17 protein-coding genes are annotated in these 15,454 nt (G+C 44.6%); 15 read left to right on the forward strand and 2 right to left on the reverse strand.

What is annotated here, in order from left to right:
• Positions 1-12: 12 nt before the first annotated feature.
• The 4 genes from BA724_RS09855 to BA724_RS09870 are packed head-to-tail and all read left to right on the forward strand — an operon-like array spanning position 13 to position 3,735.
• Positions 13-864, forward strand: coding sequence for a 3-hydroxybutyryl-CoA dehydrogenase (locus BA724_RS09855; protein ID WP_069938491.1), 852 nt, complete (start codon positions 13-15; stop codon positions 862-864).
• A gap of 14 nt (positions 865-878) precedes the next feature.
• A complete protein-coding gene (locus BA724_RS09860) occupies positions 879-1,952 on the forward strand; it encodes an acyl-CoA dehydrogenase family protein (RefSeq protein ID WP_069938492.1) in 1,074 nt (357 codons plus the stop codon).
• Entirely contained in the window at positions 1,949-3,073 is a 1,125-nt protein-coding gene (locus BA724_RS09865; RefSeq protein ID WP_069938493.1) for an acyl-CoA dehydrogenase, read from the forward strand. Before BA724_RS09860 ends, BA724_RS09865 begins: the two co-directional genes overlap by 4 nt.
• A 14-nt stretch (positions 3,074-3,087) precedes the next feature.
• A complete protein-coding gene (locus BA724_RS09870) occupies positions 3,088-3,735 on the forward strand; it encodes a TetR/AcrR family transcriptional regulator (RefSeq protein WP_069938494.1) in 648 nt (215 codons plus the stop codon).
• Positions 3,736-3,753: 18 nt separating this feature from the next.
• Here BA724_RS09870 and BA724_RS09875 read toward each other — a convergent pair whose 3' ends face one another.
• Complete coding sequence (locus BA724_RS09875; RefSeq protein ID WP_069938495.1) at positions 3,754-4,752, reverse strand: YsnF/AvaK domain-containing protein; 999 nt, start codon at positions 4,750-4,752, stop codon at positions 3,754-3,756.
• A gap of 282 nt (positions 4,753-5,034) precedes the next feature.
• Here BA724_RS09875 and BA724_RS09880 point away from each other — a divergent pair, with 282 nt between their 5' ends.
• The 3 genes from BA724_RS09880 to BA724_RS09890 all read left to right on the forward strand — a co-directional run bounded on the left by BA724_RS09880 (position 5,035) and on the right by BA724_RS09890 (position 7,683).
• On the forward strand, positions 5,035-5,256 hold the full coding sequence (locus BA724_RS09880) for a hypothetical protein (RefSeq protein WP_069938496.1): 222 nt from the start codon (positions 5,035-5,037) through the stop codon (positions 5,254-5,256).
• Positions 5,257-5,353: 97 nt separating this feature from the next.
• Positions 5,354-5,920, forward strand: a complete 567-nt coding sequence (gene rpoE, locus BA724_RS09885; protein WP_342670001.1) for a DNA-directed RNA polymerase subunit delta — start codon at positions 5,354-5,356, stop codon at positions 5,918-5,920.
• Positions 5,921-6,084: 164 nt separating this feature from the next.
• The gene (locus tag BA724_RS09890; protein WP_069938497.1) at positions 6,085-7,683 is read left to right on the forward strand and encodes a CTP synthase; all 1,599 of its coding nucleotides are present in this window, start codon (positions 6,085-6,087) and stop codon (positions 7,681-7,683) included.
• An 86-nt stretch (positions 7,684-7,769) separates the two neighbouring features.
• Here BA724_RS09890 and BA724_RS09895 read toward each other — a convergent pair whose 3' ends face one another.
• A complete protein-coding gene (locus BA724_RS09895) occupies positions 7,770-8,282 on the reverse strand; it encodes a DUF2529 family protein (RefSeq protein WP_211272229.1) in 513 nt (170 codons plus the stop codon).
• 222 nt (positions 8,283-8,504) lie between these two features.
• Between BA724_RS09895 and BA724_RS09900 the strand changes: the two genes are divergently transcribed.
• The 8 genes from BA724_RS09900 (at position 8,505) to BA724_RS09935 (ending at position 15,448) form a co-directional block, all read left to right on the forward strand.
• The gene (locus BA724_RS09900; RefSeq protein ID WP_069938499.1) at positions 8,505-8,867 is read left to right on the forward strand and encodes a response regulator; all 363 of its coding nucleotides are present in this window, start codon (positions 8,505-8,507) and stop codon (positions 8,865-8,867) included.
• 102 nt (positions 8,868-8,969) lie between these two features.
• The gene (locus BA724_RS09905; RefSeq protein WP_069938500.1) at positions 8,970-9,827 is read left to right on the forward strand and encodes a class II fructose-bisphosphate aldolase; all 858 of its coding nucleotides are present in this window, start codon (positions 8,970-8,972) and stop codon (positions 9,825-9,827) included.
• A gap of 119 nt (positions 9,828-9,946) precedes the next feature.
• Positions 9,947-10,594, forward strand: coding sequence for a fructose-6-phosphate aldolase (gene fsa, locus BA724_RS09910; protein WP_069938501.1), 648 nt, complete (start codon positions 9,947-9,949; stop codon positions 10,592-10,594).
• 95 nt (positions 10,595-10,689) lie between these two features.
• Positions 10,690-11,973: a UDP-N-acetylglucosamine 1-carboxyvinyltransferase gene (locus tag BA724_RS09915; RefSeq protein WP_069938668.1), complete on the forward strand. Its 1,284-nt coding sequence runs from the start codon at positions 10,690-10,692 to the stop codon at positions 11,971-11,973.
• A gap of 98 nt (positions 11,974-12,071) precedes the next feature.
• Complete coding sequence (gene glpX / locus BA724_RS09920) at positions 12,072-13,037, forward strand: class II fructose-bisphosphatase (protein ID WP_069938502.1); 966 nt, start codon at positions 12,072-12,074, stop codon at positions 13,035-13,037.
• A 139-nt stretch (positions 13,038-13,176) separates the two neighbouring features.
• On the forward strand, positions 13,177-14,460 hold the full coding sequence (rho, locus tag BA724_RS09925) for a transcription termination factor Rho (protein WP_069938503.1): 1,284 nt from the start codon (positions 13,177-13,179) through the stop codon (positions 14,458-14,460).
• Positions 14,461-14,588: 128 nt separating this feature from the next.
• Complete coding sequence (gene rpmE / locus BA724_RS09930) at positions 14,589-14,801, forward strand: 50S ribosomal protein L31 (protein ID WP_069938504.1); 213 nt, start codon at positions 14,589-14,591, stop codon at positions 14,799-14,801.
• Between the two features lie 74 nt (positions 14,802-14,875).
• Positions 14,876-15,448, forward strand: a complete 573-nt coding sequence (locus BA724_RS09935) for a thymidine kinase (protein ID WP_069938505.1) — start codon at positions 14,876-14,878, stop codon at positions 15,446-15,448.
• The last annotated feature ends 6 nt before the right edge of the window (positions 15,449-15,454 follow it).

Raw genomic sequence — 15,454 nt, forward strand, 5'->3', positions numbered from 1 at the left:
GGAGGGCGTAATGTGAAAATAAGAAAAATTATGGTGATTGGAGCCGGCCAGATGGGTTCCGGTATTGCTCAAGTGTGCGCGCAGGCTGGATATGATGTCATTCTTTACGATATAAGTGAAGAAAACATAGAAAAAGGCATGCGGAATATTGAAAAAAATCTCGTGCGCCAAGTAGAAAAACAGCGCATGAATGAAGAAGGAAAAGAGGAGGTCCTGGCGAAAGTAACGCCGTCTGCTGCATTACAAGATGCGTCTTCCGTGGATCTGGTCATTGAAGCGGTTGTTGAAAGCATGAATGTGAAGCGGGATATTTTTGCACGGCTGGACGAAATCACACCGGACCATACGATTCTTGCTTCGAACACATCATCGCTGCCCGTTACAGAAATTGCAGCTGCAACTGATCGTCCCGAAAAAGTAATCGGCATGCACTTTATGAACCCTGTTCCGGTAATGAAGCTTGTTGAAATTATCCGCGGACTGGCTACGTCGGATGAAGTATATAAAAAAATAGAAGAGGTAACAAAAGCAATCGGGAAAATGCCCGTTGAAGTAAACGACTTTCCCGGCTTTGTTTCAAACCGTATTTTAATGCCGATGATTAACGAAGCCATCTACACGCTGTATGAAGGGATAGCGACGAAAGAAGCGATTGATGAGGTCATGAAGCTTGGGATGAATCATCCGATGGGTCCAATTCAGCTCGCTGATTTTATCGGACTCGATACATGCTTGTCGGTGATGGAAATTTTGCATGAAGGCTTTGGTGATGATAAATATCGGCCATGTCCGTTACTTCGGAAATATGTAAAAGCTGGCTGGGTTGGCAAAAAAGCGGGACGCGGATTTTACACCTACGATTAAACGGGGGGATCGAGATGAACTTCGGGTTTACTGCTTCACAGCAGCAAATGCGTGACGCCGTCCGTTATTTTGCGGAAAACGTTGTCGCTTCATTTATTCCGCAAATGGAAGCGGGCGAATTTCCGTCTGCACTCGTACGGAAAATGGCGGAGCAGCAGTTGATGGGGATCACGATTCCGAAAACATATGGAGGAACCGGGCGCGATTTCATCTCGTACATCATCGCTATCCATGAACTGTCAAAAGTAAGTGCGGCTGCCGGCGTTATTTTATCCGTCCATACATCAGTCGGCACCACTCCAATTTTATCGTTTGGGACAGAAGCACAAAAGCAAGCATACATTCCAAAGCTTGCTTCCGGTGAATGGCTCGGCGCTTTTTGCTTAACCGAGCCGTCCTCGGGTTCTGATGCGGGGTCTTTGAAAACAACCGCACGCCGTGATGGAAACAGCTATATTTTAAACGGATCAAAGCTGTTTATTACAAACGGCGGCGCGGCGAATACATATATTGTGTTTGCCAGAGCAGAAGGAGGCATTACCGCTTTTATTGCACAAAAAAGCACGCCGGGTCTCATGATTGGCAAGGATGAGAAAAAGATGGGGCTGCACGGATCAAAAACAGTCTTCATCACATTTGAGGACATGTGTATTCCACTTGCAAACAGGATTGGGGAAGAAGGAGACGGTTTTAAAATCGCTATGGCAAACCTCGATGGGGGACGAATTGGGATCGCTGCACAAGCGCTTGGCATTGCAGACGCGGCATATCAGTATGCGCAGGCACATCATCCAAACATACAGCTGGCTGACATGGCCGTGTCCGTTGAAGCAGCCAGACTGCTCGTATATCAGGCAGCTTTTCTGAGGTCGGCAGGACAGCAATGCGGAAAAGAAGCATCGATGGCAAAACTTTTTGCTTCAAAAGCGGCTGTGGCGGCAGCTACTGAATGTGTGCGGCAGATAGGGAGAAATGGAGCGGCGGAGAGGTATTTTCGTGATGCAAAAGTGACGGAAATTTACGAAGGTACATCAGAAATTCAACGGATTGTCATCAGCAAGCATTTAGCAAAGGGGATGGGAATATGAACTTTACACTATCAGAAGAACATAACATGATTCGCAAAATGGTACGGGACTTTGCCAAAAATGAAGTAGCACCGACCGCAGCCGAACGGGATGAGAAAGAGCGATTTGATATGGAGATTTTCCGTAAGATGGCGGAGCTTGGCTTAACGGGCATCCCGTGGCCGGAAAAGTACGGCGGCATCGGCAGCGATTATCTTGCGTATTGTATTGCGGTCGAAGAATTATCCCGTGTATGTGCATCAACCGGAGTGACGTTATCTGCGCACACGTCGCTTGCCGGCTGGCCTATTTATACGTTCGGCACTGAAGAGCAAAAAATACGGTATTTAAAGCCGATGGCACAAGGAGAAAAAATCGGGGCTTATGGATTGACGGAATCCGGAAGTGGTTCGGATGCGGGAGGTATGAAAACGACTGCCCGCCGCAGCGGCGAAAACTTTATTTTAAATGGATCAAAAATCTTCATTACAAATGGCGGCATTGCGGACATTTACATTGTGTTTGCGGCAGCGGAAGAAGGCATCACATCGTTTATTGTTGAAAAAGAGTTCACCGGATTTTCCATCGGCAAAAAAGAACAAAAAATGGGCATCCGTTCCTCGCCGACAACAGAGATTATCTTTGACAATTGCCACGTTCCGGCGGAAAACGTACTTGGTGAAATTGGAAGCGGTTTTAAAATCGCGATGATGACGCTTGACGGTGGACGCAATGGCATTGCAGCGCAGGCAGTCGGCATTGCGCAAGGGGCGCTTGATGCAGCACTCCTTTATGCGCAGGAGCGTAAACAATTCGGCAAGCCGATTATGGCCAATCAAGGCATTTCATTTAAGCTGGCGGATATGGCCACGTCGATCGAAGCAGCCAGGCTGCTTACCTATCAAGCAGCCTGGCTGGAAACGGAAGGAAAGCCGTATGGGAAAGCGTCGGCGATGTCGAAGCTGATGGCTGGTGATACAGCAATGAATGTTACAACAGAAGCCGTGCAAATTTTTGGGGGCTACGGCTATACGAAAGACTATCCGGTCGAGCGGTTTATGCGTGACGCGAAAATTACGCAAATTTATGAAGGGACGCAGGAAATTCAGCGCCTCGTTATTTCCAGAATGTTAACAAAGTAAGGGTGTGTAAAAAAATGGAACGAACGAAACGACCTGTGCAAACATCGGTGAAAGACAAACAGCTTATTGAAAAGCGCCGGGGAGAAATGATTCGCGGTTCTGTGCAGCTTTTTAAGCAAAAAGGATTTCATCGGACAACAACCCGTGAAATTGCGAAAGCGGCGGGTTTTAGCATTGGTACGCTATATGAGTACATTCGGACAAAAGAGGATGTCCTTTACCTTGTCTGTGACAGCATTTATGATCAAGTTAAAAAACGGCTGGAGCAAATTGATCTCGAACAAGGGACGCTGGAAAGTTTAAAGCTTGGAATCAGCTATTATTTTCATGTGATTGATGAAATGCAGGATGAAGTACTTGTTATGTACCAGGAAGCAAAGTCGCTTTCAAAAGATGCGCTGCCTTATGTGCTGCAAAAAGAAGTAGAGATGACGGGCATGTTTGAGACACTCATTCAGCGCTGCGTCGATCGTGGTGTGATAGAAATGAGCGAAGCATATGTTCATTTGCTGGCGCAAAATATTTTTGTGCAAGGACAAATGTGGGGGTTCCGCCGCTGGATGCTGCAAAAAAGCTTTACATTAGAGGAATACATTTTTTTACAGACGGATTTGCTTTTAGAAGGAATCAAGGGATATCAAAAAAACTCCGCTCTCAACTGAGAGCGGAGCGGATTCTTTTTATAACAAGCCGTCACGATCTTTCCGGAGTTTATCTTTTCCGACTACGCTGCCGTCTTCTTCTATATGGGCTTCTTCACGGCGAACCGTATCACGAACCGTTTCTGTATCTTCTACTTTACGCTTGCCAATAACGATTTCTTCTGTAACAACCGGTTTTTTCGTCACTTCGACGCGCTCTTCCGTAATTGGCACTCGAATCGTTTCCCCGTCCTCTTTAAATGCAGGGTCTCGCTCGTCAAATGCGGTTAAATCATTATCTGTTGCTGTAAGATCACCTTCTGTCACAGGGCGGCGCTCAACAAATACTTCTTCGCGCTCAACTGGCACGTCAATGACCTGCTCTTCCTCAATCACTTCTTTTTCAACATAAACCTCGCCCGTTTGAACGCGTTCTTTATTTACATTTAAGCGTTCTTCATGCAAACGCAGCGTTTCTTCTTCTCTTAATGTATCATCTGAACGCAATGAGTCGTTTTCTGTATACAAATTGCTGCCTAAATTAGCGTCTGTTTTATCCGCTGATGTAAGGGAGCCGGAGCGGTTTGTATTTAAGTCGTTAAGCCGGTCATAATCAATCGGTTCTAAACGCTCTCCATTTAGATCCGCCGTATTTCCATTAGCAATGCCGACTGTTCTGCTTGGATCATACTCACTGTCGTAGCGGCTGCCATAATCACGGTCTACATATAAAAGCATGCCTCCGTTTTCGATGTCGTTATAGTAGCGGTCTGATTCTTCATCTGAAAGCCCCATATTGCAGAATCCATCGCGGATCGGATCGACGCCGGATAAGAATGACATAAAACGGTCACCCCAAGAGCCGCCTGCCGTTTCAACTTCGGCATTTGTCCGGCCGCGTACCATTGAAACGGCATCTTTGTCCTTTACTGTAATGTACATATCTTCTTCTGCATAGCCGTTTGTTTTTAGTTCGTCCATTTTAGCCATTAAATCTGTTTCATTGTGATATACGCCAATAAATTTTTTATTATCCATGATGTTATAATCCTCCTGAAAAAAATTTTTGTTTTTTGCTGTGTCTGCTTTTTAATTACCCGGCGTACATAACCCAAAACACTACAGCTTGAAAATGATTATAAGGACGCATACCTATGCCGAAAGTTTCTTTTTCGCCCAAAGTCGAGTTATTTTTTAAAAAAGCGGGAATAATTATTAATAAATTTACATTTCATACATATTCTTATTATAGTAAGAAGATATACTGTGAATACAAATTAGAAAATAATCGAAAACTGTCGATTGAAAGGGCGTGAAAGATTGAAGCAGTTTCTTAACTACGTAACAATCGCCGTGGTCTCAATTGGATCTTACTGGCTTTATATGAAACAATTTGGGGCTATTCCGTTCTTGCTTCTTTCGATTTTTTTCTTTTATAAAACGTATGACGAAGTAACAGGACGGGCAAAAAAGCGCCGAGAAACGAAGCAAATAAGCCATTCCGCTGCTCCCGCAGGAAAAAAAACAGAAATCATCACATAAATATGGCGTAGAGCCATATTTTTTGTTTATAATGGAGAATATGCCAAAAACGTTTTTGCTCTTTTTTTGGGCGTGCAAATAGAGAAGGGAAGTGCGGATGGTGAGCTTGCAACAACATTCGAAAGAACAATTAAAAGAAATGTCATTCCTTGAACTGGCACATTTGATCCTTGCTGATAAACATGAGCCGGTTTCGTTTAAAGATCTGCTTGCTGAAATTAAAAAGCATTTGGAGATTTCAGAACAAGAAGTAAAATCCCGTATGGTTCAGTTCTATACAGATCTGAATATTGATGGGAGCTTCTTACCGCTTGGTGACAATCGCTGGGGGCTTCGCGCTTGGTATCCGGTTGAAAAGCTGGAAGAAGAAACGACGAACGCACCAGTGAAAACACGTAAGAAAAAAGCGAAAAAAGTTGTTGAGGATGATTTTGAAGAAGAAGTCCTCGAAGAAGAAGAAGTCCTCGTTGATTTTGATGACGATGATGATTTCGATGATGTGGAAGACGATCTTGACATTGACGAAGATGATGACGATGACGATCTGGACGACGATCTTGAAGATGACCTGGACGTTGAAATCGATGAAGATCTTAAAGACGACGAAGATGAATTTGAGGAAGAAGAAGGCGCCGAGGATGAGTACGACCTCGGTGATAAATAAACAAGAATCTTCCCTTGACTATTTCATTCGTGAATTGTAGTATGTTATTTGGGCTCTTTATGAGACGATGAATTTAGTCGATAACGCTCCTCTTACTGAGAAGTAAGCGGGGCGTTTTTTGTATTTTTTTAAAGAATTAAAACCATTTGAGGAGGATTTTCACTTTGACGAAATATATTTTCGTAACAGGCGGCGTTGTTTCATCTCTTGGAAAAGGCATCACTGCCGCATCTCTCGGCCGCTTGCTGAAGAATCGCGGGTTAAAGGTGTTTATTCAAAAATTCGACCCATACATTAATGTGGACCCGGGAACGATGAGCCCGTATCAGCATGGAGAAGTATTTGTAACAGATGACGGGGCAGAAACGGATCTTGACCTTGGTCATTACGAGCGCTTCATTGATATTAATTTAACGAAGCTGAGCAACATTACAACGGGTAAAGTATACTCTACGGTTCTCCGTAAAGAGCGCCGTGGTGAATATTTAGGCGGCACGGTACAGGTTATTCCGCACATTACAAATGAAATTAAAGAGCGCGTATTCCGTGCGGGCAAAGAATCAGGGGCAGATGTTGTCATCACAGAAATCGGGGGCACAGTCGGTGATATCGAATCCCTTCCATTTCTAGAAGCGATCCGCCAAATTAAAAGTGATGTTGGCCAGGATAATGTGTTATACATTCACTGTACACTTATTCCATATTTAAAAGCCGCCGGCGAAATGAAAACAAAGCCAACACAGCATAGCGTAAAAGAACTTCGCAGCTTAGGCATCCAGCCAAACATTATCGTTGTGCGGACGGAAATGCCGATTTCACAGGACATGAAAGACAAATTAGCTCTTTTCTGTGATATCGCGAAAGAAGCGGTTATTGAAGCGACAGATGCCGATACGTTGTATGCTGTTCCGCTTATGCTTCAAAAGCAAAACATGGACGAACTCGTTTGCCGCTTGCTGAAAATGCAATGCCACGAGGCCGACATGACAGAATGGAGCGCGCTTGTAGACAAAGTGCGCAACCTGCCGAATAAAACACGCATTGCCCTGGTTGGCAAATATGTAGAATTGCAAGATGCTTATATCTCTGTTGCGGAGTCATTAAAACACGCCGGCTATCAGTTCGATACAGATGTTGAAATCGACTGGGTAAACTCAGCGGAATTGTCACAGGAAAACGCTGCAGAACGTTTAAAGGACGCAGCTGGCATTATTGTGCCTGGCGGATTTGGTGATCGCGGCATTGATGGAAAACTGGCGGCGATTCAATATGCGCGTGAAAACAATGTGCCGTTTTTCGGTATTTGCCTGGGTATGCAGCTCGCATCCATTGAATATGCACGCAACGTACTAAAGCTTGAAGGGGCGCATTCAGCGGAAATCATGCCGGACACACCATATCCGATTATCGATCTTCTGCCTGAGCAAAAAGATATCGAAGACTTGGGTGGTACGCTTCGTCTTGGGCTTTATGCATGTAAACTAAAACCGGGTACACAGGCGCGCGCCGCATACAATGAAGAAATTGTGTACGAACGTCACCGCCATCGGTACGAATTTAACAATGAATTCCGTGAGCAAATGGAGAAAAAAGGCTTTATCTTTTCCGGCACAAGCCCGGATGGCCGTCTCGTTGAAATTGTTGAGCTTGCAGATCACCCATGGTTTGTCGCTGCGCAGTTCCATCCAGAATTCACATCGCGCCCGACGCGGCCGCAGCCGTTGTTTAGAGAATTTATTCAAGCTTCTATTAAAAATAATTAAATATGAAGGACCTGTCGAATTAGACAGGTCCTTTTCTGTATTTTACGTTGGAGGATTTTTTCTCTTTTTACGCGTGATGTTTAAACTTACCCTTCTTCATACTCTGCTATAATTTCTTCAATCGTCATTTTCATCAAAAAGTATACATACAAACCTGCAATAGAAGAAGGGAATCCAGTTCGTCCGCCGTCATCATCCGGCAGCAAGCCTTTTGTCAGGCGTAAATCGATAAACACATCAGCTGTCTCATCGATGCCGGCTTCAGCTTTTTTAGACGCTATGGCTGCAAAAGGAATTCCCTCTGCCGCCAGTTTTTTAGCCAGATGAACCGCATCTGGATCATCTGAAAAACGAGTAGCTATAAGCACGCGGTCGGCTTCGGTCAGCTGGGTGTCTTCGGTCCAGCGCTTTACGCTACTCAGTACTTCGGCACCAAATACTGCTTCGGTTTCAATTGCGGCCATCTCGCTGAATCCTTTCATATATATAGAACCCTCGCTCATAAAACTTTGCGCCAGCAATCGTCCCGCGTCTTCAATCGCAAACTCTTCTTTTTCACTGATTCGTTTCAGCAAGCCGCTTAGCTGTGTCATAAACATTTTCGACAAATCCAATCACTCTTTTCTTTTTTCTACATTATAAGTGAAGTTCTCCTAAAAACGCACACATCCTGTATGCAACGGAGAACCCAAAGCGTCCTTTATGCAGCGGAGAACTCAAAACATCCTGTTTAAGTAAAATGAAAAAAGGAATTTGAAATGTTCTGTCGAATGTAACAAAAAGGAAGAAACGGAAGTTGACACATATAGGGGGAATAGGAAATGACAGCAACAATACTTATTGTAGATGATCAATACGGCATTCGGATTTTATTGAACGAAGTGCTGAAAAAAGAAGGATATGAAACGCTGCAGGCAGCAAACGGGCCGGAAGCGATTCACTTGGCAAAAGAACGGAACCCTGACCTTGTTTTGCTCGATATGAAAATTCCAGGTATGGATGGGATTGAAATTCTAAAAAGGATGAAAGCAGAAAATCCGGATATCCGGGCGATTATTATGACAGCCTATGGAGAGCTGGATATGATTCAGGAAGCGAAAAACATCGGCGCCATTATGCACGTTCCGAAGCCGTTTGACATTGATGATATTCGTAAAAATGTGAAAGATCATTTAACTCATTAATCGAATAGCGTAATTTCTGTTGGTAATAAAAAGATGAATTTGATATGATACTAATGTGGTTTTTTTCATGAAGCAAACATTTCCCTTAGAGGAGGAAACAAAATGCCATTAGTATCAATGAAAGAAATGTTAGACACTGCGAAAGAGAAAAAATACGCAGTAGGCCAATTCAACTTAAACAATCTTGAGTTTACTCAAGCAATTCTTCAGGCGGCTGAAGAAGAAAAGTCACCTGTTATCCTTGGTGTATCTGAAGGCGCAGCTCGTTACATGGGCGGCTTTAAAACGGTTGTAAAAATGGTGGAAGGTTTGATGGAAGACTATGGGACAACTGTGCCTGTAGCCATTCACCTTGACCACGGTTCAAGCTTTGAAAAATGTAAAGAAGCGATCGATGCAGGTTTTACATCTGTTATGATCGATGCATCACACCATCCATTTGAAGAAAACATTGCCACAACTTCTCAAGTTGTAGAATATGCACATTCAAAAGGCGTTTCAGTCGAAGCGGAACTTGGAACAGTTGGCGGACAAGAAGACGACGTTATTGCTGACGGCGTTATTTACGCAGATCCAAAAGAATGCGAAGAGCTTGTTAAACGCACAAACATCGACTGCCTGGCGCCGGCGCTTGGTTCTGTTCATGGTCCTTACAGCGGTGAGCCTAACTTAGGTTTCAAAGAAATGGAAGAGATCGGAAACGCAACTGGTCTTCCACTCGTTCTTCACGGTGGTACAGGCATTCCAACAAAAGACATTGAGAGAGCAGTTTCGCTTGGAACAGCTAAAATCAATGTAAACACAGAAAACCAAATCGCTTCTGCAAAAGCAGTTCGCGAAACACTTGCAGCAAAACCGAACGAGTACGATCCACGTAAGTACCTTGGACCAGCTCGTGATGCAATCAAAGCGACGGTTATTGGCAAAATGCGTGAATTTGGTTCTTCAGGCCAAGCATAAAAGAAGCCCGCGTAATGCGGATTTTTGATTTAAAATGAATAATGACAAGAACCGCCTTTTTTAACGAATAGGCGGTTGTTGTTTATATCTTAAAATGAACTGAAAAGAGGGAAAATTTAATGAAATTCTTTATCGACACAGCAAACATTGACGAAATTCGCGAAGCACACTCTTGGGGTATCCTCTCAGGTGTTACAACAAATCCTTCACTGGTTGCAAAAGAAACCATCCCATTTCATGAGCGTCTTCGTGAAATTACGGACCTTGTTTCAGATTCAGTTAGTGCGGAAGTAATCGCGCTTGATGCGGAAGGCATGATTGAAGAAGGCCGTGAACTGGCGAAAATCGCGCCAAATATTACCGTGAAAGTACCAATGACGCCAGAAGGTTTGAAAGCGGTCGCAGTGTTCGCAAAAGAAGGCATTAAAACAAACGTTACACTTATCTTTAGTGCGAACCAGGCATTGATGGCAGCTCGTGCAGGTGCTTCATACGTTTCTCCATTCCTTGGCCGTTTGGACGATATTGGACAAGATGGACTTGAATTGATTGAAACCATTGCTGATATTTTTGCGATTCACGGAATTGAAACAGAAATTATTGCAGCATCCATTCGTCATCCGCAGCATATTACAGCAGCGGCATTAAAAGGTGCACACATTGCGACAACTCCTTACAAAGTGCTTGAGCAATTATTTAAACACCCATTAACGGATAAAGGTATCGAAGGATTCCTTGCTGACTGGGAAAAACGCAAAGCAAAGTAAGAATTGTACATGAGACGATTGTTATCGGTTAAACTACGACTACCAAGAAAGCTTTCCCGCTTTCCGTTTACGCTGGAAGAAGGGAGTACAACATGATGGAAAAGTTAAAAGTTGAAGGCGGTCATCCTTTAAAAGGAACGATCAAGGTAGATGGAGCTAAAAATAGCGCTGTTGCCCTTGTGCCGGCTGCCATCTTAGCGGAATCTCCGATCGCAATCGAAGGACTGCCGGATATTTCTGATATTCACATGCTGAAAGGTCTTTTAGAGGAAATTGGCGGAGACGTAACGTTTGAAGACGGTGAAATGAAGATTGACCCGACGGCCATGACGGCTATGCCTCTTCCGAACGGAAAAGTTAAAAAGCTGCGCGCCTCTTATTACTTGATGGGCGCGATGCTAGGCCGTTTTAACAAAGCGGTTATCGGCTTGCCGGGGGGATGCCACCTCGGTCCTCGTCCAATCGATCAGCATATTAAAGGGTTTGAAGCGCTCGGTGCCGAAGTAACAAACGAACAGGGCGCGATTTATTTGCGTGCGGGCGAGCTGCGCGGCGCGCGAATTTATTTGGATGTTGTCAGCGTTGGCGCTACCATTAATATTATGCTGGCGGCTGTTAAGGCAAAAGGGCAGACGATTATTGAAAATGCCGCGAAAGAACCTGAAATCATTGATGTAGCGACTCTTTTGTCAAATATGGGTGCTAAAATTAAAGGGGCCGGCACGGATGTCATCCGCATCGACGGTGTTGAACGGCTTCAAGGCTGCAGACATACAATTATTCCGGATCGTATTGAAGCAGGAACGTTTATGATTATGGCGGCTGCAACTGGTGAAGGTGTTATTATTGATAATGTCATCCCGCTCCACATGGAATCATTAACAGCGAAACTGCGGGAAATGAACGTGCCGATTGAATTGGGGGAAGACCGCATTTTTGTCGGAAAGGCGGAAAACCTTAAAACGGTCGACATTAAAACGCTTGTGTATCCAGGATTTGCGACAGATTTACAGCAGCCATTTACAGCGCTTTTAACGAAAGCGGCTGGTTCAGCCATTGTGACCGATACGATTTATCCAGCGCGTTTCAAACATATTGATGAACTGCGTCGCATGGGAGCAAATGTAAAAACAGAAGGTCGTTCTGCGATTATTAATGGGCCGGTGCAGCTGCAGGGGGCGAAAGTGAAGGCAAGTGATTTGCGTGCGGGTGCAGCGCTTGTCCTGGCCGGTTTAATGGCAGATGGCGTAACAGAAGTAACCGGACTTGAGCACATTGACCGTGGTTACAGTAAGCTGACAGAAAAGCTCACAGCGCTCGGTGCGAATATTTGGCGGGAAGAGATGACCGAAGAAGAGTATAGCGAAATAAAAAGTTGAGATGATTATGCTGAACAATTGGTTAATGTGTTACAATATATAAAAGATTATGTGGCATAAAGCGACTATTTGATCGTCGTAGGGGAGGCTGGAGAGCAATGGAGAGAAGTTTATCGATGGAACTGGTTCGCGTAACAGAAGCAGCTGCGCAAGCATCAGCACGCTGGATGGGCCGTGGCTTGAAAGATGAAGCCGACGGTGCGGCAACGTCAGCAATGCGCGATGTATTTGATACCATTCCGATGAAAGGCACGGTTGTAATCGGTGAAGGGGAAATGGATGAAGCCCCTATGCTTTATATCGGTGAAAAGCTCGGAAACGGCTACGGCCCTCGTGTTGATGTTGCGGTCGATCCGCTTGAAGGAACGAACATCGTCGCTGCAGGCGGCTGGAATGCATTAGCTGTTCTTGCTGTTGCAGATGCAGGCAATCTGTTAAATGCGCCGGATATGTACATGGACAAGATTGCCGTTGGACCTGAAGCGGTCGGCATGATTGACATTAACGCTTCTGTGACAGATAACCTAAGAGCAGTCGCAAAAGCAAAAAACAAAGACATTGAAGATGTTGTGGCCACTGTTTTATACCGAGAACGCCATCAGCATATCATTGCTGAGTTGCGTGAAGCGGGCGCTCGTATTAAACTGATTAATGACGGTGACATTGCCGGCGCAATCAATACAGCGTTCGATAAAACAGGTGTTGATATTTTGTTTGGTTCGGGCGGCGCACCAGAAGGCGTTATTTCGGCGGTTGCGCTAAAAGCGCTCGGCGGCGAAATTCAAGGGCGTCTTTTGCCGCAGGACGATGCAGAGCTCGAACGATGCATCAAAATGGGTCTTGATGTAAATAAAGTGCTTCGCATGGAAGATCTTGTCCGTGGTGACGATGCGATTTTTGCAGCGACCGGTGTGACAGATGGTGAACTTCTCCGCGGTGTTCAGTTTAAGGGTACTTATGCAGAAACGCAATCAATTGTCATGCGTGCAAAATCAGGCACGGTCCGTTTCGTCGATGGACGCCATAGCTTAAATAAAAAACCCAACCTTGTTATTAAGCCATAACAACAGCCAACAGCGGTGCAGCCGGTCCGGTTCTCCGCTGTTTTGTTTGATTTGCCCACTTGTCTAAAATGCTTCAAGATTGCCGGCTATCGCCATCCCTCCCTCTTAAAAAATCAATTTAATAAAGTGTGGTGCCATAATGGAAGAACTTACAATTAATCATCTTGAAAACTTAAAGTTGAAAGAACTATATGAACTTGCCAAAACATACAAAATCTCCTACTATAGCAAGCTCACCAAAAAAGAACTCATTTTTGCCATTTTAAAAGCGCGTGCTGAACAGCAAGGCTTCTTTTTCATGGAAGGTGTATTGGAAATTATTCAATCAGAAGGCTTCGGTTTTCTTCGTCCAATCAACTATTCAGCCAGTTCAGAAGACATTTACATTTCCGCTTCTCAAATCCGCCGTTTTGATCTGCGGAACGGTGACAAAGTATCCGGGAAAGTTCGTCCGCCAAAAGAAAATGAACGGTATTACGGCCTTCTGCATGTAGAAGCCGTTAATGGAGATGACCCGGAAACAGCGAAAGAACGTGTTCATTTCCCGGCTCTCACACCGCTTTACCCGGATCGTCAAATTATGCTTGAACTCGAATCGAAGCATTTATCGACTCGTATCATGGATCTTGTGTCGCCAGTCGGATTTGGCCAGCGCGGATTGATCGTTGCCCCGCCAAAAGCAGGGAAAACGATGCTTTTAAAAGAAATTGCCAACTCGATTTCAGCGAATCATCCGGAAGCGGAGCTGATTGTTCTCCTCATTGATGAACGTCCGGAAGAAGTAACTGACATTGAACGGTCGGTTCAAGCGGAAGTAGTCAGTTCGACATTTGATGAAGTGCCGGAAAATCATATTAAAGTAGCGGAACTTGTGCTTGAGCGTGCGATGCGCCTCGTTGAGCATAAACGCGACGTCATTATTTTAATGGATTCGATTACACGTCTTGCCCGTGCGTACAACCTTGTCATCCCACCGAGTGGCCGAACGCTTTCGGGTGGTATTGACCCGGCGGCCTTTCATCGTCCAAAGCGCTTTTTCGGAGCTGCCCGTAATATTGAAGAAGGCGGAAGCTTAACGATTTTAGCAACTGCACTGGTCGATACGGGGTCACGGATGGATGACGTCATTTATGAAGAATTTAAAGGAACGGGTAATATGGAGCTGCACCTTGACCGTTCACTGGCCGAGCGCCGTATTTTCCCGGCAATCGATATCCGCCGGTCAGGTACACGAAAAGAAGAGCTCCTCATTGGCAAAGAACAGCTTGATATGGTGTGGGCCATTCGAAAAACGATGTCGGATGCACCAGACTTGGCGGATAAAGTACTTCGCCGTCTCCGCCAGACGAAAAACAATGAAGATTTCATTGCCCAGTTGCTCGCGGAAACGAAGAAAAACGGCGCATCGAAAAAAATGCTGTAATGCATTTGCAATTTTTTGAAGTGGCTGTTATAATGTAGTTTGTATGAATGAAATAAATAGTTAGGCCAAGCGTCTAATTATATTTAACTCTGTTTCGGAATGACTCAGGGCGGAAGGAGAGAAAAAACATGCAAGCAGGACTTCATCCTAACTACAAAACTGCACTTGTTAAATGTGCATGCGGAAATGAGTTTGAAACTGGTTCCGTAAAAGAAGAAATTCGCGTAGAGGTTTGCTCTGAATGCCATCCATTCTATACTGGACGTCAGAAATTTGCTGACGCAGGCGGACGTGTGGATCGTTTCAACAAAAAATACGGCATTAAAGATCAAGCAAGATAATGATAAAAGGGACAGGCAAGGAGTGCAAACTGCTTGCCTGTTTTTTTGTATGTAAAAACGGAGGGACTACCAGCATGGCCCAGCTTTTTTTCAAATATGGTGCAATGAACAGCGGCAAGTCGATTGAAATTTTAAAAGTTGCCAATAACTATGAAGAACAAAATAAATGTGTGCTTTTGTTTACATCCGGACTCGACACGCGGGATGAAGTCGGCTACATTTCAAGCCGTATCGGTCTTCGCCGTTCGGCTCGCCCGGTATTTGCGGATACGAACGTATTCGATGAAGTGAAAAACGATCCATCCAATCCATCATGTATTTTACTGGATGAAGTACAGTTTTTATCAAAAGAACATGTGCTGCAGCTGGCAAAAATTGTAGATGAATTAAACATTCCGGTGATGGGATTCGGCTTGAAAAATGACTTTCAAAATGAATTATTTGAAGGAAGCCAATATATGCTCATTTACGCAGATAAAGTAGAAGAAATGAAAACAATCTGCTGGTTCTGTGAGCGGAAAGCAACGATGAATTTACGCGTTGATGAAGCGGGCAAGCCGGTTTATACAGGTGAACAAATTCAAATTGGCGGCAATGATTCCTATTATCCGGTCTGCCGGAAATGCCATCAAACTCCGCCGCTTTAATAAATG

Source organism: Domibacillus iocasae (genome assembly GCF_001750285.1).
Lineage (GTDB): Bacteria > Bacillota > Bacilli > Bacillales > Domibacillaceae > Domibacillus > Domibacillus iocasae.

What these genes read in the sequence shown, in the direction of transcription:
- BA724_RS09860 (WP_069938492.1), top strand. Translation starts at nt 879, where the DNA reads ATGAACTTCGGGTTTACTGCTTCACAGCAGCAAATGCGTGACGCCGTC.
- BA724_RS09865 (WP_069938493.1), top strand. Translation starts at nt 1,949, where the DNA reads ATGAACTTTACACTATCAGAAGAACATAACATGATTCGCAAAATGGTA.
- BA724_RS09870 (WP_069938494.1), top strand. Translation starts at nt 3,088, where the DNA reads ATGGAACGAACGAAACGACCTGTGCAAACATCGGTGAAAGACAAACAG.
- BA724_RS09875 (WP_069938495.1), bottom strand. Translation starts at nt 4,752, where the DNA reads ATGGATAATAAAAAATTTATTGGCGTATATCACAATGAAACAGATTTA.
- rpoE (WP_342670001.1), top strand. Translation starts at nt 5,354, where the DNA reads ATGGTGAGCTTGCAACAACATTCGAAAGAACAATTAAAAGAAATGTCA.
- BA724_RS09895 (WP_211272229.1), bottom strand. Translation starts at nt 8,282, where the DNA reads ATGTTTATGACACAGCTAAGCGGCTTGCTGAAACGAATCAGTGAAAAA.
- BA724_RS09900 (WP_069938499.1), top strand. Translation starts at nt 8,505, where the DNA reads ATGACAGCAACAATACTTATTGTAGATGATCAATACGGCATTCGGATT.
- BA724_RS09905 (WP_069938500.1), top strand. Translation starts at nt 8,970, where the DNA reads ATGCCATTAGTATCAATGAAAGAAATGTTAGACACTGCGAAAGAGAAA.
- fsa (WP_069938501.1), top strand. Translation starts at nt 9,947, where the DNA reads ATGAAATTCTTTATCGACACAGCAAACATTGACGAAATTCGCGAAGCA.
- BA724_RS09915 (WP_069938668.1), top strand. Translation starts at nt 10,690, where the DNA reads ATGGAAAAGTTAAAAGTTGAAGGCGGTCATCCTTTAAAAGGAACGATC.
- glpX (WP_069938502.1), top strand. Translation starts at nt 12,072, where the DNA reads ATGGAGAGAAGTTTATCGATGGAACTGGTTCGCGTAACAGAAGCAGCT.
- rho (WP_069938503.1), top strand. Translation starts at nt 13,177, where the DNA reads ATGGAAGAACTTACAATTAATCATCTTGAAAACTTAAAGTTGAAAGAA.
- rpmE (WP_069938504.1), top strand. Translation starts at nt 14,589, where the DNA reads ATGCAAGCAGGACTTCATCCTAACTACAAAACTGCACTTGTTAAATGT.
- BA724_RS09935 (WP_069938505.1), top strand. Translation starts at nt 14,876, where the DNA reads ATGGCCCAGCTTTTTTTCAAATATGGTGCAATGAACAGCGGCAAGTCG.